Origin of the sequence: Streptomyces sp. NBC_01465, from assembly GCF_036227325.1 — a bacterium.
GTDB lineage: Bacteria > Actinomycetota > Actinomycetes > Streptomycetales > Streptomycetaceae > Streptomyces.
Genome location: NZ_CP109467.1, coordinates 2,012,183 through 2,035,991, shown reverse-complemented (window position 1 = coordinate 2,035,991; position 23,809 = coordinate 2,012,183). Strand labels below are relative to the sequence as shown.

The window sequence follows — 23,809 nt, the reverse complement described above, 5'->3', positions numbered from 1 at the left end:
GGCTTCGGGACGTGAACGCAACGACGGACGCCAGCACGGTCCTGGTCGTCGACGACATTGACGCCAACCGCATGGCCATGGGTGCGGTACTGCACCGCGCCGGTCACGGTGTCGTCCATGTGGCCAGTGCGGGCGCGGCCCTCATCGAACTGGATGCCAGGTACCGGGCAGGAGCGCTGCCGGACGCCGCGCTCCTGGACGTAGGCCTGCCCGACATGGACGGCTTCGAGCTGTGCCGCCGGATGAAGTCGCACCCGGAGATCTCCTCGATCCCCGTGGTGCACTTCTCGGCCGCCGCCGTCGCCCCCGGAGACCGCAGCCGCGGACTCGACGCGGGTGGCGAGGGGTACTTCACCGTCCCCGTCGAACCCGAGGAGATCCAGGCGGTCGTCCGGGCGGCCCTGCGCGGCGCCAGGTCCCGGGTCGCGGCCGTCGCCCAGGCGGACCGGCTCACCCGGCTCGCCGCTGCCACGACGGAGGTCCACTCCGCGCACAGCGCCCAGGAGTTGGTGGACGTGGCCGCGGATGCGGTGGCACAGATCACCGGAGGGCCCGCCGTCGTGTTCGCCTTCGGGGCCGACGGCAGGCTCCACGTGGGCTCGCCGACGGTCGGCGCCCACCTTCCCGACGCGAGCGCACAGGCCGCGGTCGCACTCCTGCTGCAGCGCGGTATGGCAGGGCGCACGGGCATACGGCGCCTGCTCGCCCCCTTCCCGCTCTGGCCCGTCGGCTACTTCCCGGCCGACGGCACGGGCGCGGCCCACCTGGTCCTCGCCCGCAGCCGCGTCGACCACCCGCCGGTCTGCCTCGCGGTGCCCCGCCACCCGGGCCCGACCACCGACACCGAGTCGCTGCTCGGCCTGCTCGCGCACGCCACGTCGCTGGCCGCCGAATCCCTGCGTACGTATGCGGAGGAGCGCCGCACCGCGCTCACGCTCCAGCGCAGCTTCCTGCCCAGGACGGCCCCCGAACTCCCCGGCGCCGAGCTGGCGTTGCGCTACGTCCCGGCCACCCGGAACGCCGAGATCGGCGGCGACTTCTACACGGCGCTCACCACGCCCTCCGGGCTCCTCGTCGGGGTGGGCGACGTCGTCGGCCACTCCCTCGAAGCGGCCACGGTCATGGTCGAACTCCGGCACGCGCTGCGGGCGTACGCGGCCGACGAGCAGGACCCCGTCTCCCTCGTCACCCGGCTCGACCGGATGCTGCAGCTCTACCACCCCGAGGCCACGGCCACGGTCTGTCTGGCCCTGATCGAGCCGTGCACGGGCCGCGCGCTGATCGCCAACGCCGGTCACATCCAGCCCCTGATCGTCCCCGACGACGGCACCCCGCACTTCATCGACTGCGCGGGCCCGCTGCTCGGCCTGGGCCTGGAGCACCCGCCGCCCACCGCCGCCCAACTCGCCCGCACCGACCGGCTGCTCATGGTCACCGACGGCCTCATCGAGACGCGCGGCACGGACCTCGCCCGGTCCATCGAGGACCTGCGCTCGGCGGCGGCCGCCGCCCCGGCCGGTGTCGCGCAGCTCTGCGACACCCTCCTTGCCCGGTTCGGCCACCGCGAGGACGACGTGGCCCTGCTGGCCCTGCGTCTGGTGGGTCAGCCCGACACCGCCTCCTTCTCCAGCAGAGTCACCCCGTAGACCAGCCCGTCCGGCCTGACCTTGCCGGGGAACTCCCCGACGACCCGGTACCCGGCGCCCTCGTAGTACGTACGCAACCGGGGGTTGGACGTCACACAGTCCAGCCGTACGAGCGGACGCCCCGACTCCGCGATCCGCCGCTCGGCGTGCGCGAGCAGCGCCGCACCCGCCCCCGGGGCCCCGGCCCCGCGGTCGACCATCAGCCGGTGCACATATCCGGCGACGGGGGGCTGGACGCCCCACGCCTCCACGTCGTCCCACCACAGCTCGTACGCGCCCGCGACGCGCCCCTGCGAGGTCTCGGCGAACCAGACCTCGCCCTCCTTCATCCTCCGCAGGAAGTGGTCGACGGGCTTGTCGCCGGACTTCCACTGGTCGATCCCGTTCTCCCGCATCCAGCGGGCGGCCCCCTCGAACAGCTCCACGAGCGACTCGGCGTCGGCGCGGTCGTCCGCCATCCGGAAGGTCAGTTGTGCATTCATGCTGATCACCGTAAAGCTGGCCACTGACAATCCGCACACCGAGGAGCCCCCATGCCGCAGATCACCGTCGACTACTCCGACACCCTCGACGGGTCGTTCGACCGCCGCGGCTTCGCGCTCGCCCTGCACCCGGTCGTCGTGGAGACCGTCGCCGCCCGTATCCCCGCCTGCAAGACGCGTTTTCGCCCGGTGCAGGAGTTCACGGCCGGTGACGGCGAGGGGCAGGACGCGATCGTGCACATCGGGATCGGGCTGCTTCCGGGCCGTACCGACGAGGCGAAGGCGGCCCTGACGGAGGCGGTGCTCGCGCTCGTACAGCAGCACATCAAGCCCACGGACCTCACGCTGCACATCTCTGCCGAGACGCGTGACCTGGACGCCTCGTACCGGAAGATCTGACCCCAGTTCGTTGAGTGGTCATGGAGTCCGGGGGAACCCGGACTCCATGACACGGACCGAATCGCAGCGGACCGAACCGCAACCGCAGCCTCAGCCCCAGCCGCAGACGAAGCAGGAGCGCGCGCGACGCCCCGGGCCGTCCTGGTGGTTCAAACTGCCGATGGCCGTCGTCGTCGTGTTCGCCCTGCTCTTCACCGCGTCGAAGCTCGACTTCCTGCCGGGATGGGCGGATGTCTTCGGCGAGAAGACGCAGGACCGGACGGGCCCGGCGCTCCTCAAGTCGATCCAGGACATGAGCCGTTACGAGGCGGCGTCCGGCAACTTCCAGGTCGTCGTCGACCTGGAGAAGGACGCGAAGTTCCTCCCGGACGCGGTCAAGGGCTCGCGCACGCTGTACGTGGGCGCGGGCAGCGTCGGCGCGGCGGTGGACCTGGGCAAGGTGACCAAGGGCAACGTCACCATGAACAAGGAGCGCACCCAGGCCACGCTCCACCTGCCGCACGCGACCCTCGACAAGCCGACCCTGGACCCGGACCGCTCGTACGCGGTGTCCAAGCAGCGGGGTCTGCTCGACCGGCTGGGCGACTTCTTCTCCGACAACCCCAACAGCGAGCGGGCCGTCCAGTCCCTGGCGGCCAAGCACATCGGCGAGGCGGCGAAGGACAGCGGACTCGCCCCGCGCGCCGAGAAGAACACGACCGCCATGCTCCAGGGGCTGCTGCACTCCCTGGGCTTCAAGGACGTCACCGTCCTCTACGACGCGGGCCCCGCCGCGCGCTGAGCGGGAACGATTCCGCCGCCGAGCGCCGCGAGCCGCCCGAGCAGATCCCCGAAGGGTCCGTCGGCGGGCTCCTCGGCCAGGATCCGCACCACGATGCCGGCCATCTCGTCGTCGTACGCGGCACTCACGGCGGCCAGCGCCGCGAAGTCGTGCACGAGCTGCAACTCGAGCTCTGCGCGCGGGATGCGCCGCCCGTCGAGCCAGATCAGCGCGGTCGACTCGGCGAGGGAGACCCAGGAGCGGACGACCAACTGGAGCCGGGCGGGCGGCTCTCCCGTCCCCAGATGGGAAAGGATCTGCAGGTAGGCGGCGTGCCGCACCTCGTCGATCATGGCGTTGGTGGTGGAGGACCCGACGGCGGGCCCGCCGCGCATGAGCGCGCTGAACCCGGGCCCGTGCTCCTCGACGAAGTCGAAGAACCGCCCCATGACCCGCAACAGCCGCGCCCCCAGCGGCCCTTCACGCGGCTCCACGAACCGCTCGGCGAGCTCGTCGGCGGCGCGGCGCAGGGCGGCTTCGTAGAGGGACTGCTTGCCAGGGAAGTAGTGGTAGACGAGCGGCCGCGAGATCCCGGCGGCGGCGGCGATCTCGTCGATGGAGACGTCATCGGGGGAGCGATGGCTGAACAGCTCCAACGCCACACTGATCAGCTGCTGCCTGCGCTCTTCGACGCCCATCCTGCGGCGCACCCCGGTGGTCATACGAACAGCCTACCGATTGCGCGAACGGGCCCTTCCGGTCAGGCGTCCTTCGCGGGTGGAGCCGTGCTCTCCCGGGGTTCCAGGTGGGGGAGTTCGGCCTGGATGCTGCGGACCGGGCCGCCGTCGAGGCGGTCGAGCAGTTCCTGGGCGGCCAGGCGGCCGAAGCCCGAGGTGTCGCGGACCAGGGCCGTGAGCGTGGGGTGGGTGACGCGGCACAGGGGCGAGTCGTCCCAGGCCACCACCGACAGGCGGTCCGGTACGGGGATGCCGCGTTCGGCCGCGACGGCCGAGCCTGCCACCGCCATCACGTCGTTGTCGTACACGATCGCGGTCGGAGGGTTCGGCTCGTCCAGGATGCGGCGGGTCGCCTCGGCGCCCTCCGCGTCGGAGTAGTCGGTGGTGACCGAGCGGCTGCCCTCGAAGCCCAGCCGCTCCGACTCGGTGCGCAGCGAGCGGATGCGGCGCTCGGTGTGGGCGAGGCCCGCCATGCCGGCGACGTGCACGATCCTGCGGTGCCCGAGTCCGTGCAGATGGGCGAGGACCGAGGCCATGGCGGCGGAGTCGTCGGCCCACACGGTGGAGATGTGCGGTGATTCCTCGCCGGGGGCGGGCGCGCCGACGACAACGGCGGGCAGGTGCAGCGAGGCCAGGAGTTCGGGGCGGGGGTCGTGGGCGCGCGGGTCGACCACCAGGACGCCGTCGACGCGCTTCTCGGCCCACCAGCGGCGGTAGACCGCGCACTCGGTGTCGATGTCCTCGACGACCTGGAAGAGCAGGGCGACCTTGCGCGAGGCGAGCACCTCCTGCACTCCGGAGACGAGTTGCAGGAAGAACGACTCGACGCCCAGGGTGTGCGCGGGCCGGGCCAGGACCATGCCGACGCAGCCCGACAGCTCTCCGGACAGGGCGCGGGCGGCGCTGTTGGGCTGCCACCCCAGCTCCTCCGCCACCCGGTGGATGCGGTCCCTGGTGCTCTGCGAGACACCGGGCCGCCCGTTGAGGGCGAAGGAGACCGCGCTCTCGGAGACGCCCGCGCGGCGCGCGATGTCCTTGATCGTGGGCCTGCGCAGGGGAGTGGACCTGGCGCCGCCGTCGCCGCTGGGCGGTGTCATCGGTTCTCCTCCGCGGTTACTGCTCAACTGACTAAAGCGCATTAGTGGTTACAGCTTCATCGTTTCCGCGCGGTCTGTCAACGGGCGGAAATATGGACCCCGGCCATTGACATCTACTAAAACGCTTAAGTAGCGTCATCGCCGCGCCGCCGGGGAGAGCAACACCCCGCTCCATCAGGCCCTTTGGGGAACGCCTTTTCTCCGACTTCCCCAGGTCGTGGCGGCACCCACATTCTCTGGACAGGTCCGAGCAAAGGAGCCCCGGCCATGCGGATATCCCGTAGAGCAGCCACAGCCACGGCCATCGCCATCACATCGGCACTCGCCATGACCGCCTGCGGGGGTTCCGGGGGGTCGGGCGGCAGCTCCAGCGACGCGTCCGGCAAGGTCGAGGGCACCGTCACGTTCCAGACGTGGAACCTGAAGACCAACTTCAAGGACTACTTCGACGGCGTCATCGCCTCGTTCGAGAAGAAGTACCCGGACGTCAAGGTCAAGTGGGTCGACCAGCCGGCCGAGGGCTACGCGGACAAGCTCAGCGCCCAGGCCGCGAGCAACACGCTCCCCGACGTCGTGAACGTCGCCCCCGACCTGGCGACCCCCCTCGCCAAGGCGGGCCTCGCGCTCAACCTCGACGAGGCGGCGGCCAAGTACAAGGCCGACTACCTCCCCGGCGCCTGGACCAGCCACCAGATGCCGGGCAAGAAGGGCACGTACGCCTTCCCCTGGTACCTCAACACCGGGCCCATGTTCTACAACAAGAAGCTCTTCAAGGACGCGGGCCTCGACCCCGAGAAGCCCCCGACGTCCTACGACCAGCTCTTCAAGGACTCCCTGACGATGGCGTCCCAGAGCAAGGGCAAGATCGCCATGCTCGCCAACGCCCCGGCCGTCGAGGACTTCGGCCGCTACGGCGTGAAGCTGATGAACGACGACATGTCGAAGTTCACCTTCAACGAGCCCAAGGGCATCGAACTGGTCGAGAAGTACAAGGAGTTGTACGACGCCAAGGCGCTCGACTCCGGCGCCCTGACCAGCGTGTCCGAGTCCGCGGGCCGCAAGTTCCAGCAGCAGTCCATCGCCATGAACCCGGGCGGCGCGGGCGACCTCGCGAAGTACAAGACCGACGCCCCGAGCCTGTACAAGAACATCGGCATCACGCCCGCGGTGAACAACACCGGCAAGGACAACATGTACGTCCAGGGGCTGATGGTGAACTCCCAGTCCAAGGTGAAGCCGGCCGCCGTGGAGTTCGCGCACTGGGTGACCGACGCGCAGAACCAGATGGCGTTCGCGCACAAGGTGGCGATCTTCCCGTCCACCGCAGGCAGCCTGGACGACCCGTACTTCAGCCAGGACGGCGGGACCGACGAGGGCCGCGTCCGCGTCGCCGCCGCCAAGGCGCTCAAGACCGCGGTGAACTACACCCCGGCGGTCTTCAGCGAGCAGATGAAGACGGCGCTGAAGAACGAGGTCGCCAAGGCCATGCAGGGCAAGAAGTCCCCGAAGCAGGCCATGGACGACGCTGTCGCCGAGTGCGACAAGCTCCTCCAGCAGGCCGGCTGAACGGCAGCTCAGGAACCGAGAACATGACCGTCACTTCGACGGGGAGCGGCGAGCCGGCAGCCGGGACCGCACCGGCCGCCGGCTCCCCGGCCACCCCCCGCAAGGCCCGCGGCGCCGGCCGCCGCACGGGCGTCCGCACCCATCTGCCCAGCACCCCCTGGCTGTTCCTGCTGCCGGGCCTCGTGATCACCGGGAGCTTCGTCCTCTTCCCGTTCCTCTCGACGGTCAAGAGCTCCTTCACCGATCAGCGCACCCTCATCGCGGGCCAGTGGGTCGGCGGCGCGAACTACCAGGAGCTGATCCACGACGACATGTTCTGGACGGCGCTGCGCAACAGCCTGCTCTACATGGTCGGCGTCGTACCGCTCCTGGTGATCCTGCCGCTGCTCCTCGCGATGCTGGTGCAGAAGTACCTCCCCGGCATCGGCTTCTTCCGCTCCGCCTTCTACACGCCCGTCGTCGCCTCCGTCGTCGTGGTCGGCCTGATCTGGGTCTGGATGCTCGACGACCGCGGCCTGGTCAACGCCGTGCTCGGCGCGATCGGGGTCGGGCCGGTCTCCTTCCTCAGCGACCAGTGGCTGCTGCTCATCAGCGCCATGCTGGTCACGGTCTGGAAGGGCCTCGGCTACTACATGATCGTTTACATGGCGGCGCTCGGGAACGTACCGCGCGAACTGCACGAGGCGTGTGCCGTCGACGGAGCGGGTCCGGTACGCCGGTTCTTCACCGTCACCGTCCCCGCCGTCCGCTCCACCATGGTCCTCGTCGGAGCCCTCTCCGCCGTCAACGCCTTCAAGGTGTTCTCCGAGGTCTATCTGATGGCCGGGCCCAACGGCGGCCCCGGCGGCGAGGACACCACGCTCGTCATGCTCATCAAGCAGGTCGGCACCGGTCTCACCGGACGTGTCGGTTACGCCTCGGCCCTGTCCGTCGTCGTCTTCGTCATCACCCTCGGCCTGATGCTGCTCGTGCTGCGCGCCGACCGGAAGGAGGACGCATGAGGTCCCGGATCAAGGCGAAGTTCGCAGCCGAGGGCGGCCGGCGCCCGCCCGTGTGGCAGCTGGTGCTGCGCTATCTGCTGCTGCTCGCGGTGTTCGCGGTCCTGGTCGGCCCGTTCCTCTGGCAGCTGTCGACCTCCCTGAAGGGCCCGAGCGAGGACATCTACAGCTATCCGCCCAAGCTGCTGCCCTCCCACCCGACCTTCGGCAACTACGAGAAGGTCGCCGACCTCATCCCCGTCTGGGACTTCGCGCTCAACTCGCTCAAGGTGGCCGTCGCCAACGTCCTCACCAACTGCGTGGGTGCGGCGCTCGCCGGATATGCCCTGGCCCGGCTGAAGTTCAGGGGCCGGGCGATCGCCGCCGGGGCGTTCGTGGTGGCCATGCTGGTGCCGGTCGAGTCGATCATCATCGCCCAGTTCCTGACCATGCGGGACCTGCAGCTCTCCAACACCCTGACCGCCGTGGTCCTGCCCGGCTGCATCGGCGCCCTGAACGTGCTGCTGATGCGCAACGCCTTCTCGAACATCCCGTACGAGATCGAAGAGGCCGCCTACTGCGACGGCGCCAACGCCTGGCAGCGGTTCACCAAAATCGCGCTGCCCGCCGTGAAGGGAACCGTCGCCGTCGTCGCGATCTTCTCCTTCATGGGCGCCTGGGACGACTTCCTCTGGCCGCTGATCGTCCTGAACGACCAGTCCAAATTCACGCTCACCATCGGCCTCGACTATCTGCACGGCACCTTCGCGAACAACCAGCGCCTGGTCGCCGCCGGGACGATCATCGCCGTCGCCCCGCTGATCGTGCTCTTCGCCTGTCTGCAGCGCTACTTCTTCCGCGGAGTGGGTGAGGGAGCGGTCAAGGGCTGAGCTTCACCTGATCTCGTACGCACGCACACGCAAGGACTCCACCATGCCCGACGCCAACCGATCGCTCCGCTTCGGCGCCAACTACACCCCCTCCCAGGGGTGGTTCCACCACTGGCTCGACTTCGACCTCGATGCCGTACGCGCCGACCTCGACTCGATCGCCGGTCTGGGCCTCGACCACATCCGGGTCTTCCCGCTGTGGCCCCTCTTCCAGCCCAACCGCACCCTGATCAGGCCGAAGGCCGTCGAGCAGCTGGTCCAGCTCACCGACGCGGCCGCCGAGCGCGGCCTCGACGTCAACGTGGACGGCCTGCAGGGACACCTGTCCAGCTTCGACTTCCTGCCCGCGTGGACGCAGACCTGGCACCGACGCAACCTCTTCGCCGACCCCCAGGTGATCGCCGCGCAGGAGGAGTACTTGCGCACCCTGGCCGCCGCGCTCGCCGACCGGCCGAACTTCATCGGCATGACCATCGGCAACGAGATCAACCAGTTCTCGCACGACCCGCACCCCGATCCCGACCGCATCTCCCAGGAGCAGGCGGGGAGTTGGCTGGAGCGGATGCTCGCCGCGTGCGAGGCGGGCGCGCCGGGGAAGTTCCATCTGCACGCCGAGTACGACGCCACCTGGTACCAGGACGGGCAGCCCTTCACGCCCGCCCAGGCCGCCCGTCTGGGTGCTGCGACCGCCGTGCACTCCTGGGTGTTCAACGGCACCGCGCAGCGCCACGGCCGTACGGGGACGGCGACGGAGCACCACGCCGCGTATCTGATCGAACTGGCCAGGGCCTGGCACACCGACCCGGACCGCCCGATCTGGCTGCAGGAGGTCGGCGCCCCGGCCCCGCACATCCCCGCCGAGCACGCCGCCCACTTCACCGAGCGGACCATCGCGAACGCCCTGGACTGCGAGGACGTGTGGGGCGTCACCTGGTGGTGCTCGCACGACGTCTCGCGCGACCTCGCGGATTTCCCCGAACTCGAGTACAGCCTCGGCCTGTTGACCAACGACCGCCAGGTCAAGCCGGCCGGCGCGGCCATCGCGCGCGTCGTCGAGGAGTGGCGCGGCCGCGAGCACAAGCCGCAGCCGCGTACGACCGCGCTCGTCGTGGACACGGGTGGCACCCTCGCGTCGCCGGCCCGCGCCACCTGCGCCCCCGGCGGCGCCTTCTTCGAGGCCTGGACGGCACTCACGGCCCAGGGCGTACGCCCCGCCGTGGTCCTGGCCGAGCACGCGCACGACGCACAGCACCTGGCCGCCCGTGGCATCACCACGGTGGTCACCCCCGAAGAGGTCGACTGACTCCCACCGCAAGGAGAAAACAGCCATGACCCGCACGCCCCCCACTCGGCGCACCGTCGTACTGAGCACCGCCGGCGCGGCCGCGGCCCTGCTCGCGCCGCCCCTCACCGGGTCCGCTTCCGCAGCGCCCCAGGCTGCAGCGAACCTCCAGCCGTACGCCTCCTACTGGTTCCCGCAGAACCTGCCGTCCGGCACCCCGGGCGCGGGGATCACCTGGCGTTCGCTGAAGTCCTGGACGCCTGCGGGCGACGCGGACCTCGCCTTCAACCGCTCGACCACGCCGCTCGCCCCGCGCTTCACACCGACCCCGGTCAACACGACGGCCCGTACCGACCAGGCCCGTATCACCTCCCTGGTCTCCTTCGACCCGACCGCGGGCAACCCCTCCCAGGGCGGCGCCACCGCCGCCTACTACGCCCTGACCCACTGGGCGTACATCGACGAACTGGTCTTCTGGGGCGGGTCGTCCGGCGAGGGCATCGTCCTCGCGCCGAACGCCCCGGTCGTGGACGCCGCGCACCGCCACGGCGTCACCGTCCTCGGCAACATCTTCATGCCGCCGACCGCGTACGGCGGCCAGCTGCAGTGGACCCGCGACCTGGTGCAGAAGGCCGCGGACGGCACCTTCCCGATCGCCCAGAAGCTGGTGGACGTCGCCGTCGCGTACGGCTTCGACGGCTGGTTCGTCAACGCCGAGACCTCCGGCGGCGACACCGCGCTCGCCACGCAGATGCTGGCGTTCCTCGCGGAGCTGAAGCGGCTCGGGTCGGCGCACGGGCTGCGGATCGACTGGTACGACTCGATGGTGAAGTCCGGTGCGGTCTCCTGGCAGAACCAGCTCAATGCCCAGAACCAGGACTTCTTCACCCGGTCCGACACCTTCTTCGTCAACTTCAACTGGTCGGCGTCCGGGCTGAGTTCGTCGGCGCAGCTCGCCGAGAGCCTGGGGCGCAGCCGCTACGACCTGTGGGCCGGAGTCGACGTCGAGTCGAACGGCTGGAGCACGTCCGTGAACTGGGACGCCGTGATCCCGACGAGCGGCGCACACACCACGTCGTACGGCTTCTACCGGCCGGAGTGGACGTACAAGCACCTGGCCGCAGGCAGCACACCCGGCCAATTCCACGCCGCCGACGACCAGTTCTGGACCGGTACGTCGCTCGACCCGTCACGCGCATCCACCGGCGCCTGGCGCGCCCCGGCCACCGCGGTCGCCGACCGTTCGACCGTGTCGGAGCTGCCGTTCGGCTGCAGCTTCAACACCGGGCACGGGCTCGCCTGGTACGACGGCGGGACCGTGCGCTCGACCGCCGCCTGGAACCAGCTCGGCGTCCAGGACCGGCTCCCGGGCCGCCGCTGGGTCACCCGCACCACTGGCACCCGCCCCTCGGTCACCCTGGACTTCGAGGACGCCTGGCACGGCGGCTCCAGCCTGCTCGTCGACGGCACGCTGAACGCACCGGTCGTCGTCGAACTGCACGGCACCCGGCTCCCGTTGAGCGCAGCGACCACGGTGACGCTCGCCCAGCGCGCGGCCTCCGGGTCGGTCACGGTCGAGGTCGGCGTCGCCCTGAACGAACCCGCCAACCCCGGTGATCCGCTGACGTACTCCTTCCTGCCCGCAGGCACCGTGAGCGCCGGCGCCTGGTCGCAGGCCACGGTCCGGCTCTCCTCGCTCGGCACCGGCACGATCCACGGCCTCGCGGTACGGCTCACCGGGCCCGGCGCCGTGAAGTGGCGCCTCGGCGCGCTCCTGGTGAAGGACGCCGACGAGCAGGTGGCGGCGCCGACCGCGCTCACGGTCGACAAGGCCTCCGGCGACGGGCAGTTCCGCCTGTCGTGGCAGGGTGCATCCGGGCACGTACGCCAGTACGAGCTCTACCGCGTCCTCAAGGACGGCACACGGACCTTCCTCACGGGGACGTGTGCAACAGCCGCCTATGTGAAGGGGCTCACCGCAGTGCAGGGCGAGAGCGCCGTCACCTTCGAACTGCGCGCCGTGGGCGAGCTGTTCACCACCTCACAACCGGTCACCGTCACCCACCCCTGGTAAGACCCCAGCACCACAGATACGGAGTCCCCTCATGCATGACGACCGCGCCCTCGTCGAGGCCCGCCTCAAGCGCGTGCTCGACGAGCGCATCCGCCCCGCCGTGTACCCCGCGTCGGTGCCGCTGCAGGTCGAGGCCTGGGTCGCCCCCGGCGAGCCGGTGCCGGTGGCCGAAGGCCTCGCCGCGACACACGCCCCGGTGAAGGTCGGCGATGCATGGGGGGCTCCGTGGGCGACCACCTGGTTCAAGATCACGGGTGAGGTCCCGGCCGAGTGGGCGGGGAAGACCGTGGAGGCCCTCCTCGACCTGGGCTTCGACGAAAACATGCCGGGCTTCCAGTGCGAGGGCCTGGTCTACCGCCCCGACGGCACCCCGGTGAAGGGCCTCAACCCGCGCAACCAGTGGGTGCGCATCGGCGCCCCTGCGCAAGGCGGCGAGCAGGTCGAACTGCACGTCGAGGCCGCGTCCAACCCCGTACTCCTCGACTACAAGCCCTTCCAGCCGACCCAGCTCGGCGACAAGGCGACGGCGGGCGACACACCGCAGTACCGCCTGGAGCGCATGGACCTGGCCGTCTTCGACACCGAGGTCTGGGAGCTGATCCAGGACCTGGAGGTCGTGGGCGAGCTGATGCACGAGCTGCCCGTCGAGTCCGGCCGCCGCTGGGAGCTCCTGCGCGCCGTCAACCGCTGCCTGGACGCGGTCGACCTGCAGGACGTCAACGGCACGGCGGCTGCTGCCCGTACGGAACTGACCGAGGTCCTCTCGGCCCCCGCCGACGCCTCCGCCCACCGCATCAGCGCCGTCGGCCACGCCCACATCGACTCCGCCTGGCTGTGGCCGCTGCGCGAGACGGTCCGCAAGGTGGCGCGTACGACGTCGAACATGACCTCGCTCCTGGAGGACGAGCCGGAGTTCATTTTCACCATGTCCCAGGCCCAGCAGTACGCCTGGATCAAGGAGCACCGCCCCGAGGTGTACGCGAAGGTCAAGAAGGCCGTCGCCGAAGGCCGCTTCGTGCCGGCCGGTGGCATGTGGGTCGAGTCCGACACCAACATGCCGGGATCGGAGGCGATGGCCCGCCAGTTCGTGCACGGAAAGCGGTTCTTCCTCGACGAGTTCGGCATCGAGAACGACGAGGCCTGGCTGCCCGACACCTTCGGCTTCGCCGCCGGACTGCCGCAGATCATCAAGGCGGCGGGCTCCAAGTGGCTGCTCACCCAGAAGATCTCGTGGTCTCAGATCAACAAGTTCCCGCACCACACCTTCACCTGGGAGGGCATCGACGGGACCCGGATCTTCACGCACTTCCCGCCCGTCGACACCTACAACTGCTCCATGCTCGGCCGTGAAATCGCCCACGCCGGAAAGAACTTCAAGGACAAGGGCGTCGCCAAGCACTCCCTCGCGCCGACGGGCTGGGGCGACGGCGGGGGCGGCACCACGCGCGAGATGATCGCCAAGGCGCGACGGATGGCCGACCTGGAGGGCTCGGCGAAGGTGACGTGGGAGACCCCGGCCGAGTTCTTCACCAAGGCCGAGGCCGAATACCCCGAACCGCCGGTCTGGGTCGGCGAGCTCTACCTGGAGCTGCACCGCGCCACGCTCACCAGCCAGGCCAAGACCAAGCAGGGCAACCGGCGCTCGGAGCACCTGCTGCGCGAGGCCGAACTGTGGGCGGCGACCGCTGCGGTACGGACCGGATTCCCTTATCCCTACGCCGAGTTGGACCGCATCTGGAAGACGGTCCTGCTCCACCAGTTCCACGACATCCTGCCCGGCTCCTCCATCGCCTGGGTGCACCGCGAGGCGGAGAAGACGTACGCGGCGGTCGCCGAGGAGCTCGGCGCGATCATCGCGGCGGCCCAGACGGCGCTCGCCGGAGACGCCGGCGCGGGCTCCGAGATCGTGTTCAACGCGGCGGCGCACACCCGCTCGGGAATCGCGGCAGGCGGCGCGGGACGGGCCGCGGTCACCGGGGAGGTCACCCTGACGGCACGGCCCGGCGGAGGTCACGTACTCGACAACGGGCTGCTGCGGATCGAGATCGACGACCGGGGCCTGGTGGTCTCCGCGTACGACATCGCGAACGACCGCGAGACCGTCGCCCCGGGCGCGGCCGCGAACCTCCTCCAGATCCACCCCGACTTCCCGAACATGTGGGACGCCTGGGACGTCGACGAGTTCTACCGCAACGTCGTCACCGACCTGACGGACACCGACTCGGTCAAGGTCACCGCCAACTCCCCGGCCGCCGTCTCGATCGAGGTCGTACGGTCCTTCGGCGCATCCCGCGCCACCCAGGTCCTGACCCTGGCCGCCGGCGAGCGGCGCCTCGACATCGACACCGAGGTCGACTGGCACGAGACGGAGAAGTTCCTCAAGGCCGCCTTCCCCGTCGACGTCCACGCCGAGCGGTACGCGGCGGAGACCCAGTTCGGCCACCTCCACCGCCCCACCCACACCAACACCAGCTGGGAGGCGGCCAAGTTCGAGGCCTGCAACCACCGCTTCGTGCACGTGGCGGAGCCCGGCTGGGGCGTGGCACTGGTCAACGACTCGACGTACGGCCACGACGTGACCCGTACGGTCCGCGCCTCCGACTCCGGCACGACCACCACCGTCCGTCTCTCGCTGCTGCGCGCCCCGCGCTTCCCCGACCCGGAGACCGACCAGGGCGTCCACCGCTTCCGCTACGCGCTTGCGCCCGGCGCGAGCGTGGTCGACGCGGTCCGCGAGGGATTCCGTATCAACGTGCCCGAGCGCCGTGTCGCCGGGGACGCGGAGGTCGAGCCCCTGGCGACGGTGGACGACGAAGCGGTCGCGATCAGCGCGGTCAAGCTGGCCGACGACGGCTCGGGCGATGTGGTCGTACGGCTCTACGAAGCGGGCGGCGGCCGTGCCAAGACCGTTCTGCGGCTCGGTTTCCCGGCCGGCTCGGTGGTCGCGACGGACCTGCTGGAGCGCCCCCTCGCGGAGGCGCCCGCGTATGCGGTGGAGCAGGGGACGGTCGCGCTGAGCCTGCGGCCGTTCGAGCTGGTGACGCTGCGGCTGGGCGTCCGCCACGACGCAAGCTGACCGGTGGGCCCCGAAGTCCCAGGGCCCGGCCCCGCCCACTATTCTGAACGCGTTCAGATATTCGGAGGGCGGGGGCGCATGAGGATTTCGGGGCTTCGGGCGGCGGCTCTCGCGGCCGGGCTGTTGTGGGTCTGCACGGCCTGTGTGTCGCCGGGCGGTCCGGCGGCCGTGGTCGACCAGTCGGAGCTCGTGGGTGCGTGGAGCAGCCCCACGGGTGCGCACCTGTACCTGGGGGCCGATCGCACCATGTCGGGGACGAGCATGAAGAAGGGGCTGTTGGGTGGGACGCACTGTCCTGACGTGGTGGCCGGCCGCTGGATTTTCTTCACCGCGCCGAACGAGCACGGCGGCTCGTTCGGCGACGAAACACTGACCAGCGGCGACACCATCGCTCTGGACATGGACGCCGAGGACGACCCCTGCCTCCTGTCGGCCCTGATCCGCGAGGACGACAAGGGGGTCAGCCTCTGTCTGGTGGAGGACCCCGACTCCGACTGCTCGGCCGAGGAACTCCTCCGGAAGGAGCCGGACCGGGCCTGAACTGTCCGTGCTCGCCCAGACCCGGCAGGAGTCAGACCATCGCGCACTCCGCGATCTGCAGGCCGCCCGTGCAGATGTTGGCGCCGACCATGACGCCGATCGCGACCGCCTTGGGGATCTCCTCGGTGTTGACGGCGACCGCGTAGCTGATGCGGGAGATGTCGTTGGTGAGGGTGCTGGTCTCGTCCACGATCGCGATGCTCCGCGGGGAGCCGGCCGGCTTCTGCGACAGCTCGTAGAAGTGGTAGGCGCTGCAGGCCAGGGAGGGGATCACCAGCACGGCGTCGACGATGGCGCCGACCCCCCGGCCGTCGGCGACGGCCAGGCTGCCGAGCCGGGCCGTGGTGGCGAACTTGGCCTGTGCGGGGCCCGAGAAGACGAGCTTGCACAGGATGCGGACGGCGGTGGTGGCGGTGGCCACCGCCGACACGTACGGGTTGTCGATCGGGTCGTTGGGGACCACATAGTTGGCCACCGAGTTGGCCAGACCCCCCGACACCCCGCCGATCACGCCCAGCACGGCCGACGGAATGGCCCAGGGGTTGTCCCCGGTCTCCTGGGCGGCCTCGAAGGCGGAGACCAGACCGCCGCCGAACAGCGCGCTGAACCCGGAGAACCCGTGCCCCGCGATGTGGACCGCCGTGGCGGTGGTCGCGGAGATGGCGATCGGCCCGGCGGCCGCCGCCGTCGCCATGGCGCGCGGGGTGGCCTGCCCGGTGATCTGCTTCGGCTGGAAGGCGTTGAGCAGCGTCGGGTAGTCCGTCACGCCGATCAGGAAGGTGGTGTCGGCGTTGTCCGGGAACGGGGCCTTGCCCTTGGCGACCTTGTACGCCAGCGTCACCGGCACGGCGGCGACCCAGCAGGCGAGGTCGAGGAAGGACAGGTCCGGTACGCCGAAGCTGTTGAGGATGTCGGAGACCACCGGGATGTGGATCGGGGTGTCGAGGAGCTTCACCGCGGCCTTGGCGATGTCGTACAGGACGTCGAAGAGGGCGTCGATGACGGTCCGCGCGCTCTCCAGGACCAGATCGGCCAGGATCGCCACGAGCTTCTTGAGCGTCTCGAGCAGCGGCCTGCTCTCGAAGTCGGCCGCGAGGGACTGCAGCCGGGTGACCGTGTCACCGATGACCGTGCCCTCCCTCTTCACCGCCTCGATCAGCACGGTGATGGGATTGGGCGAGGGCGTCACCGGCGGCAGGGGTTTGACCTGGGTGAGCGCCGTCCCGTTGTTCTCGTAATGGTGGGCCAGCAGCCAACCGGGGGCGCTGTGCTGCGCGTTGGGAGTGGACTTGCTGCTGGGCGTCGCGTTGCCGTCGGCGCCGAGCCCCGCCCAGCCGCCGACGCCCGCCCACTTGCCGATCGCCTGCTCCATGCTGGCGATCATGTGGTCGAACTCGCCCTTGACGACCTCGATCTGTTCGACCTGGTAGTTCAGGTACACCTTGGTGAGATGGGCCATGACGTTCTTGGTGCGGGTGATGTCGTTCCACTCGAACAGGAACTTCAGGTAGTCGAGCAGGTCGGCGAGCCCGGTCTTGAGCTGCGAGTAGAGCCACTGGGCGGCGGAGACGACCGCCTCCACGGAGTCGAGGACGCACTGGTAGACCTCGCCCGCGATCGTGACGACGAAGTTCCACAGTTTGGTGGCTCCGTCCTCGATCAGCTGGACGACGTACGTCAGGCCGCCCCCGATCTGTTCGCCGAGCCAGCTGAACAGGTCTCCGGCGTCGACCAGGATGGAGGCGGGGCTGCCGAGCGACGTCACGGCGGCGGTGCTCCGGCTCTGCCCGGTGGTGGCGACCTGAGACCGCAGACCGGCGGCGGCGAGGGCGGCCGGCAGGCCCGCGTACGCCTGCCCCAGACGGGAGTTGGCGGATGCCACGGTCTGCAGGGCCGCCGCACTCGCCCCCGTAGGCACCAGCTTCTTGGTGGTGCCGTTCGGACGGATGATGGTGGCGCCGGTCAGCAGCGCGGGCGTGTTGAGCGCGACGGCCTTCTTGAACGCCTTGTCCATCGGATTGATCTCGGCGCGGACCCCGCCCGCCGACACCGACAGCCTGGTGCCGGCCACGGTGTCCACCGGCTCGACGATCGTGACGGTCCCCAGTGCGTCCGTCGGCACCTGGACGGGCGTCGGGCCGATCACGTAGTGCAGGTAATTGATCCGCACCGCCGTGACGTTGGTGGCCGTGATCGTGAGCGGCACAGCGGCCGCCGGCTGACCGACGGCGTCGGTCACGCGCACCTGGGTGGTGTACGAGGTGAAGCTCCGGGCGGGTGCGTTGCCGTTCGGCGGGTCCAGGGTGATGTCGCTGAACGACCACATGCCGGTGGCGGGCGACTTCACGGCCTTGGTCAGCTTGTTCTGCCCGGTGTGCGCGAAGAAGGTGCCCGCGCTGTTCGCCCGGTCGAGATACGGCGAGATCTGTTCCGCGCCGGTGAGGATCGGCAGCGGCACACTCCAGCCGAGCGCCCCGGTCGTCACCTGCGACGACTGGCACGTGGTGAAGAAGACCTCGTTGCTGGCGTTGAGCCCCCAGACCATGACGCTGTCGCCGCCGTCGGTCGCGGCGAACAGACTGCGGACCCCGTTGAACCGCGGACTGCTGAACAGCGGGGTGGCGACGGTGCCGCTCTGCTGGGCGCCGCCGGCCATGTAGTAGAGCGTGCCGCCCGAAGTGATGTACAGGTCCGATGAGTTGTCGGCATTGCGGCAGGTGGCGATGGCCTCCGGTGTCCGCTTCCCGGGCAGGGTGAACAGGCTCGGCGGTGCGGAGACCTTGGGGTTGAACACGTTGTACAGCGGCTGGTACATGAACTGGGGCGTGCCGGCCACCTGACCGATGGTGTAGAGACCGTCCACGTACTGCCCGGCCCTGCGGCCCAGACAGCTGGAGTACTTCCCGGGGGCCAGGTCGATCGCGAGGTCGTGCGGGTGCCAGGCGTAGCCGCCGGTGCGGGCCGGGTCGATGTAGTAGCGGAAGACCAGTGGCTGGGCGGCGGCGGGATTGCGGATGACGTCCGCCACGATGTACTCCGCGTCGGTCGCCTCGCCGATGAGTACGCCGGCGATCCTGACCTGGGCGAGCGGGTGGGCCGGGTCGTCGAACGGATACGCCGTCCAGGCCGGCGCCTTGTCCCAGGCGGCGGGGGAGTCCGAGTTGTCGAGGCTCAGGTAGAGGCGGTCGTTCTGGGCGTCGGAGAGCACCATCGCCAGGTGGACAGGGGCCGCGCCGGAGACGGCGGTGGCGGCCTGGGCGGTGGCGAAGTCCTTGCAGGTGACGCCGGTCCGGCCGGCGAAGTCCTTGCGGATCTGTGCGGTGCTCAGGTCGGAGCGCTTCCACCCGCTCCTCGCCTGCGGGACCTCCCTGGTCAGGTACAGCGCGTGGTCCGTACCGAGCGAGAACAGCAGCGAGCTGCCGCCCTGCGCCTGGAGGGCCTCGAACTTCGCGTCCGGGGCCAGGATTTCGGCCTGCAGATAGTTCTGCATGAGTTCGCTGGAGTAGGCCAGGGAGTAAGTGCTCATCGATACCAGTCCCGTCGGGGAGCCCCGGGCAGCACGGCTGCCCGGGGCGTGAACTGCGGTGGAGTGCAGGGTCGTTCGCCTGCTTGGATCGGCTCGGCTCGGCTCGGCTCAGCTCGGGTCGGTGTACGTGATGCGCGAGATGAGGTCGCCGTAGTCGGAGAACCCTGCGGACTTGAAGGCGAAGGTCCGGCCCCCGGGGAACACGAAGTTCTGGGCGGCGGTCACCGGCATGGCCTTCAGGTTCGGCGAGATGACGGCCCGCAGCCAGTTCTCGACCCCGGTGATGATCTTGTTGAGGTCGGTCCAGAAGTTCAGGAACGGGTCGACGGACGGGTTCTTCGAGTCGTCCTGCTTGGTGGTGGTGAGGGTCGCCGCGAGCCGGCCGTCCTGGCCGATGGAGAGCGCGTAGGTGTCGGTGACGGTCAGGTCCACGACGTTGCCGTCGGTCGACGTGGCCAGGCTCCTGACGTACAGATAGACGACCAGGTGCTGCACGACCTTGATGGTCTTCCCGCTGAACGAGACCTGGACGTCGTACGACGGGCGGATCTGCATCTTGCCCAGGTCGCCGTTGAGACCGGCCTGGTCGACGGAGTCGGCGCCGTAGTGGAACGTCAGCACCGTGGGTCCGCTCAGGGGCATGGTGACGGTCGGGGTCTGGCCCGATGTCATGCTCCAGGCGTAGTTGGTCTGCACCTTGCCCGCGTCGTACGTCACCCGGACCGTCGGCAGATAGCAGTTGCTGGGCACGTACGGCGCCAGCTGGTGGCGGAAGTAGTTGGCGAAGGTGTTGCGGTTGATGGCGACCACGCCGTCGAAATCGGCCTGCTCGGCCTGCTCGACCCAGTTCCAGTCGAAGAGCGCGGCGGAGGGAAGTATGTTTCCGTCGGCCGCACACAGATAGTTCAGGGTGGCCAGATCCTGTTGTGCGGGCGTCGGATTGAGGATCGGCTGGTTGTTGGTGCCGAGGAACGGCGCGACCTCCAGATTGAGGTCGGTGAGGGTGAGCGTCGAGGTCGGAGCCTTCGTCTCCTTTATGGTGCAGCCGAGCACCGGGGAGCCGTTCGCCCGCATCTTCGCGAAATAGGCTCCGAGGAAGAACTGCTGGAGAATGGAGTACAGCGGGTCGCCCGGCGGAACTCCCTTTATCGTCGGGATCGATTCCAGGGCCGCATTGTCGAGGTCGAACAGCAGCTGCTGGACCGTGAACGCGGCGGAACCAAGATTCTTGATCTGCGCCTGGACGGCCGGCGGCAGCTTCCCGTACGCGGTCGTCGGGGTGTTGGAGAGCCTGAGGTCGACCTTCGACTGGAAGATCCAGGGGTTCCCGGCGGGCTGCGACTGGCTGAACCACGAGGGGGGTGAATAGCCGCCGCCCGGGGTGAGTTTCACCAACGAGAACTTGGAGCACATCAGGTTGTACGTGACGGACGCGGTGTTGCTGCCGAGCGTCACGATGTCCGGGATGCTGCCCGGCGCGAGCCCCGGCGGCAGCCCGATCTGGGCGCGGAACCCCATCATGAACCGGGCGTCGATGAGATTGCGGATGTCCTTGCTGGAGCTCGGGTCGGCATTGGCCGGGACGGCGAAGGGGTCCGAGTCGTGGGCGTTCTTCTTGAGCTGGGCGTAGTCGATCTCCACCGGATTGCCCATCTGATCCGCGACATAGCAGACCGTGACGACAGGCTGGGTGAGTCCGGAGAGGAACGCCTTCATCGTCGCGTTGATGCTGGCCTGTGTGGTGGCGACGACAAAGTCGTAGCCGAATTTCGGTGAGGAGAGATAGGACTTCTGTGCAGTCATCGGGTCACGACCTTGGCCGAAGTGGAAGAGCTCAATGGCTATCGAAATGCGACATCGATAAAAAAGCCCGATGGATTCCGGCCGTGCCCCCCAGTGCCCGCCCAAGATTCCCCGTCCCTATTGCGTTGATGAAATTACTGCTGCTCAACTTGACTGTCAAGAGTCGAAAAGCGCGATCATCGCGTCGTGATCTGTTCAATTTCCCGGCCTGTCAATGGTGCGCAGTAATGCGGAATGCGCCCGCTGGGTCCTGGGGGGCGCCTGGCCACACGGCGGACCGCGGTGCCCGGAGATTCCTCCGGCACGGCACTAGGAACCTTTGAGCCCTCTCGCTACCCTCCGCGCATGATTCCCACCGTGGTCTGGGGTACGGGCAACGTCGGTCGCGCCGCTATCCGTGCCGTGGCGGCCCATCCGGCCCTCACGCTCGCCGCCGTGATCGTCCACAACGCCGACAAGGTCGGGCGTGACGCCGGTGAACTCGCAGGGCTCGACCGCGAGTTGGGCGTCGCCGCCACCGACGACATCGAGGCGGTGCTCGGCTCCCAGCCCCGCGCCGTCGTCTACGCCGCCTCCGGCGACATCCGGCCCGGCGAGGCCCTCGACGACGTCGTACGGTCCGTCCGCGCGGGGGCCGTCGTCGTCACGCCCGCGCTCTACGCCCTCTACGACCAGCTCAGCGCCCCCGCCGAGTTCAGGGACCCTGTGCTGGCCGCCGTCGCCGAGGGCGGCGGGTCCCTCTTCGTCTCCGGCGTCGACCCCGGCTGGGGCAACGACGTACTGCCGCTGCTGGTCAGCGGATTGGGGACCGTCATCGACGCCGTCCGGTGCCAGGAGATCTTCGACTACTCGACGTACGAGCAGGAAGACTCCGTCCGCCATCTCATCGGCATGGGGCACCCCATGGAGTACGAGCCCCTCATGCTCGCCGAGACCATCCCCACCATGGTCTGGGGCGGCCAGATCCGCCTCATGGCCCGCGCACTCGGCGTCGAGGTCGAGGAGATACGCGAGACCATGGCCCGGCGCCCCCTCGAAACCACCGTCACCACCCGCACCATGGGTACCTTCGAGGCCGGCACCCAGGGCGCCGTCCGCTTCGAGGTCCAGGGGATCGTGGACGGCGAGCCCCGCATCGTCATCGAGCACGTCACCCGTATCCACCCCTCCTGCGCCCCCGACTGGCCCGTCCCGCCCGACGGCGGCGACGGCGCCCACCGCGTCGTCATCGAGGGGCGCCCCCGTATCGAGGTCAGCGTCGAAGCCACCGACGAGGGCGAGAACCGGTCCGCGGGCGGCAACGCCACCGCCGTCGGGCGCCTCGTCGGCGCCATCGACTGGCTCGCGGACGCGAAGCCCGGACTCTACGACGCACTCGACGTCCCGCTGCGCCCCGCAGTCGGCAGGCTTGGAAGGAAGTCCTCGTGATTATCGAGATCCCCGAGGGCGAGGAGCCCATCCCCTACGTGTGGGGCGACATGGTCCCCGGCATCGGCATGGCCGCAGCCAACTTCTCCCTCGCCGTGTACGCCCACACCACCCTCGGTCTGCGCGAGTTCGAGGCGGCCAGGCTGCGCATCGCGCAGATCAACGGGTGTGTGTTCTGCCTCGACTGGCGGACCGAGAAGGACGGCGAGAAGGTCGAGGAGGGGTTCGACGACGCGGTGGCCGAGTGGCGTACCGCCGACGTCTTCGACGACCGCACCCGGCTGGCCGCCGAGTACGCCGAGCGGTACGCACTCGACCACCACAACCTCGACGACGAGTTCTGGGAGCGGATGACCGCCCACTACAGCCAGGTCGAGATCGTCGAGCTCAGCATGAGCATCGGGTCCTGGCTGGCGTTCGGGCGGCTCAACCACGTGCTGGGGCTCGACTCCGTCTGCGTACTCCCGAAGGTCTAGAGGTCCAGGACCAGGCGCTCCCCGTTGCAGCGCGACACACAGATCAGTATCGAGTCGTCGCGCTCGGAGTCCGTCAGCAGCTCGTCGCGGTGGTCGATGTCGCCTGCCAGGACGCGCTGTTGGCAGGTGCCGCAGAAGCCCTGTTCGCAGGAGTACGAGACGTTCGGCAGCTCCGCGCGTACGGCCGCGAGCACTGTGCTGTCGGCGGGGACGGTGATCGTACGGCCCGTGCGGTGCAGCTCCACCTCGAAGGCGCCGCCGGGGGCTGCCGCTCCCGGCGTGAAGCGCTCCAGATGGAGGGCGGCCGTCGCCGGGACTGCTTCGGCGACCGCCGTCATCAGGCCCTCGGGTCCGCAGCAGTAGAACGCCGCGTCTCCGGGGGACGTCGTGAAGTCCAGCTCGGGGAAGCCCTGTTCGTCCTGGGCGACGACACTGACGCGGTCGCCCTGTGCGCCCAGCTTCTCGACCTCGTCCAGGAACGGCATCGTGGCGCGCGACCGCCCGCAGTACAGCAGCTTCCACTCCGCGCCCGCCGCGTCCAGCTGCCGCAGCATCGGCAGGATCGGCGTGATCCCGATCCCTCCCGCCACGAAGACGTACGACTCCGCCTCCACCAGCGGGAAGCGGTTGCGCGGACCGCGGATCTCCACCTGGTCCGCCTCGTCGAGTACGTCGTGGACCTCGCGCGAGCCGCCCCGCCCGTCCTCGATGCGGCGTGTGGCGATCGTGTACGCACCCCGCTCGGCGGGGTCGCCGCACAGGGAGTACTGCCGGACGAGGCCCGACGGCAGTACCACGTCGATGTGAGCACCCGGCGTCCAGGAGGGCAAGTCGTCGCCCTCCAAGCGGAGTTGGACGACTCCCTCCGCCGGAGTCGTGCGCTCCGTGATCGTGGCGGTGAGTGTCCGGCGCCGCTTGTTCCGGCCCGAGATCGGCTCGTCCAGCGTCGGCATCGGCCACAGCGGAGAGCGGGCGATCCGGCCGCGCAGGGCCTGCCGGGCGAGCAGCGCCGCGGCGGCTACGAGGGCGACGTGACGGATGCGCGGCATC

General features: G+C 69.6%; 18 protein-coding genes. 12 read left to right on the top strand and 6 right to left on the bottom strand.

The features are described from left to right. Nucleotides 1-11: 11 nt before the first annotated feature. On the top strand, nucleotides 12-1,646 hold the full coding sequence (locus tag OG707_RS09325) for a fused response regulator/phosphatase (RefSeq protein WP_329116341.1): 1,635 nt from the start codon (nucleotides 12-14) through the stop codon (nucleotides 1,644-1,646). Here the strand turns inward: OG707_RS09325 and OG707_RS09320 are convergent. Further along, on the bottom strand, nucleotides 1,604-2,128 hold the full coding sequence (locus tag OG707_RS09320; protein ID WP_329116339.1) for a GNAT family N-acetyltransferase: 525 nt from the start codon (nucleotides 2,126-2,128) through the stop codon (nucleotides 1,604-1,606). The two genes, OG707_RS09325 and OG707_RS09320, sit on opposite strands and share 43 nt — an antisense overlap. A 51-nt stretch (nucleotides 2,129-2,179) precedes the next feature. Between OG707_RS09320 and OG707_RS09315 the strand changes: the two genes are divergently transcribed. Both OG707_RS09315 and OG707_RS09310 read left to right on the top strand, forming a co-directional pair. After that, nucleotides 2,180-2,527: a 5-carboxymethyl-2-hydroxymuconate Delta-isomerase gene (locus OG707_RS09315; RefSeq protein WP_329116336.1), complete on the top strand. Its 348-nt coding sequence runs from the start codon at nucleotides 2,180-2,182 to the stop codon at nucleotides 2,525-2,527. Between the two features lie 46 nt (nucleotides 2,528-2,573). After that, nucleotides 2,574-3,308 (top strand): DUF4230 domain-containing protein, encoded by a 735-nt coding sequence (locus OG707_RS09310; RefSeq protein WP_329116334.1) that lies wholly within the window; start codon nucleotides 2,574-2,576, stop codon nucleotides 3,306-3,308. On the opposite strand, the gene OG707_RS09305 is transcribed toward OG707_RS09310, so the two are convergent. Together OG707_RS09305 and OG707_RS09300 are read right to left on the bottom strand one after the other, a co-directional pair. Beyond that, complete coding sequence (locus OG707_RS09305; RefSeq protein WP_329116333.1) at nucleotides 3,281-4,009, bottom strand: TetR/AcrR family transcriptional regulator; 729 nt, start codon at nucleotides 4,007-4,009, stop codon at nucleotides 3,281-3,283. The two genes, OG707_RS09310 and OG707_RS09305, sit on opposite strands and share 28 nt — an antisense overlap. 38 nt (nucleotides 4,010-4,047) lie before the next feature. Next, nucleotides 4,048-5,121: a LacI family DNA-binding transcriptional regulator gene (locus tag OG707_RS09300; RefSeq protein WP_329116331.1), complete on the bottom strand. Its 1,074-nt coding sequence runs from the start codon at nucleotides 5,119-5,121 to the stop codon at nucleotides 4,048-4,050. A 267-nt stretch (nucleotides 5,122-5,388) separates the two neighbouring features. Between OG707_RS09300 and OG707_RS09295 the strand changes: the two genes are divergently transcribed. The 7 genes from OG707_RS09295 (at nucleotide 5,389) to OG707_RS09265 (ending at nucleotide 15,526) form a co-directional block, all read left to right on the top strand. Next, nucleotides 5,389-6,687 carry an ABC transporter substrate-binding protein gene (locus OG707_RS09295; protein ID WP_329116329.1) on the top strand — a complete coding sequence of 433 codons (1,299 nt, stop codon included), beginning with the start codon at nucleotides 5,389-5,391 and terminating at the stop codon, nucleotides 6,685-6,687. A 23-nt stretch (nucleotides 6,688-6,710) separates the two neighbouring features. Next, a complete protein-coding gene (locus OG707_RS09290; RefSeq protein WP_329116327.1) occupies nucleotides 6,711-7,688 on the top strand; it encodes a carbohydrate ABC transporter permease in 978 nt (325 codons plus the stop codon). Further along, nucleotides 7,685-8,554: a carbohydrate ABC transporter permease gene (locus OG707_RS09285; RefSeq protein WP_329116325.1), complete on the top strand. Its 870-nt coding sequence runs from the start codon at nucleotides 7,685-7,687 to the stop codon at nucleotides 8,552-8,554. Before OG707_RS09290 ends, OG707_RS09285 begins: the two co-directional genes overlap by 4 nt. A 43-nt stretch (nucleotides 8,555-8,597) precedes the next feature. Then, nucleotides 8,598-9,857, top strand: a complete 1,260-nt coding sequence (locus OG707_RS09280; protein WP_329116323.1) for a glycoside hydrolase 5 family protein — start codon at nucleotides 8,598-8,600, stop codon at nucleotides 9,855-9,857. A 25-nt stretch (nucleotides 9,858-9,882) separates the two neighbouring features. Beyond that, on the top strand, nucleotides 9,883-11,910 hold the full coding sequence (locus OG707_RS09275) for an endo-beta-N-acetylglucosaminidase (protein ID WP_329116320.1): 2,028 nt from the start codon (nucleotides 9,883-9,885) through the stop codon (nucleotides 11,908-11,910). Nucleotides 11,911-11,941: 31 nt separating this feature from the next. Then, on the top strand, nucleotides 11,942-14,986 hold the full coding sequence (locus tag OG707_RS09270; RefSeq protein WP_329116318.1) for an alpha-mannosidase: 3,045 nt from the start codon (nucleotides 11,942-11,944) through the stop codon (nucleotides 14,984-14,986). Nucleotides 14,987-15,064: 78 nt separating this feature from the next. After that, nucleotides 15,065-15,526, top strand: a complete 462-nt coding sequence (locus OG707_RS09265) for a hypothetical protein (protein WP_329116317.1) — start codon at nucleotides 15,065-15,067, stop codon at nucleotides 15,524-15,526. A 31-nt stretch (nucleotides 15,527-15,557) separates the two neighbouring features. Here the strand turns inward: OG707_RS09265 and OG707_RS09260 are convergent, their stop codons facing one another. Beyond that, complete coding sequence (locus tag OG707_RS09260; RefSeq protein ID WP_329116314.1) at nucleotides 15,558-19,052, bottom strand: hypothetical protein; 3,495 nt, start codon at nucleotides 19,050-19,052, stop codon at nucleotides 15,558-15,560. A 108-nt stretch (nucleotides 19,053-19,160) separates the two neighbouring features. After that, nucleotides 19,161-20,855: a hypothetical protein gene (locus OG707_RS09255; RefSeq protein WP_329116312.1), complete on the bottom strand. Its 1,695-nt coding sequence runs from the start codon at nucleotides 20,853-20,855 to the stop codon at nucleotides 19,161-19,163. Between the two features lie 345 nt (nucleotides 20,856-21,200). On the opposite strand from OG707_RS09255, the gene OG707_RS09250 reads away from it, so the two are divergent. Then, complete coding sequence (locus tag OG707_RS09250; RefSeq protein ID WP_329116310.1) at nucleotides 21,201-22,283, top strand: NAD(P)H-dependent amine dehydrogenase family protein; 1,083 nt, start codon at nucleotides 21,201-21,203, stop codon at nucleotides 22,281-22,283. Then, the gene (locus OG707_RS09245) at nucleotides 22,280-22,759 is read left to right on the top strand and encodes a carboxymuconolactone decarboxylase family protein (RefSeq protein WP_329116307.1); all 480 of its coding nucleotides are present in this window, start codon (nucleotides 22,280-22,282) and stop codon (nucleotides 22,757-22,759) included. Before OG707_RS09250 ends, OG707_RS09245 begins: the two co-directional genes overlap by 4 nt. On the opposite strand, the gene OG707_RS09240 is transcribed toward OG707_RS09245, so the two are convergent. Then, nucleotides 22,756-23,808 (bottom strand): PDR/VanB family oxidoreductase, encoded by a 1,053-nt coding sequence (locus OG707_RS09240; RefSeq protein ID WP_329116305.1) that lies wholly within the window; start codon nucleotides 23,806-23,808, stop codon nucleotides 22,756-22,758. The genes OG707_RS09245 and OG707_RS09240 overlap by 4 nt on opposite strands. Between the last annotated feature and the right edge of the window lies 1 nt (nucleotide 23,809).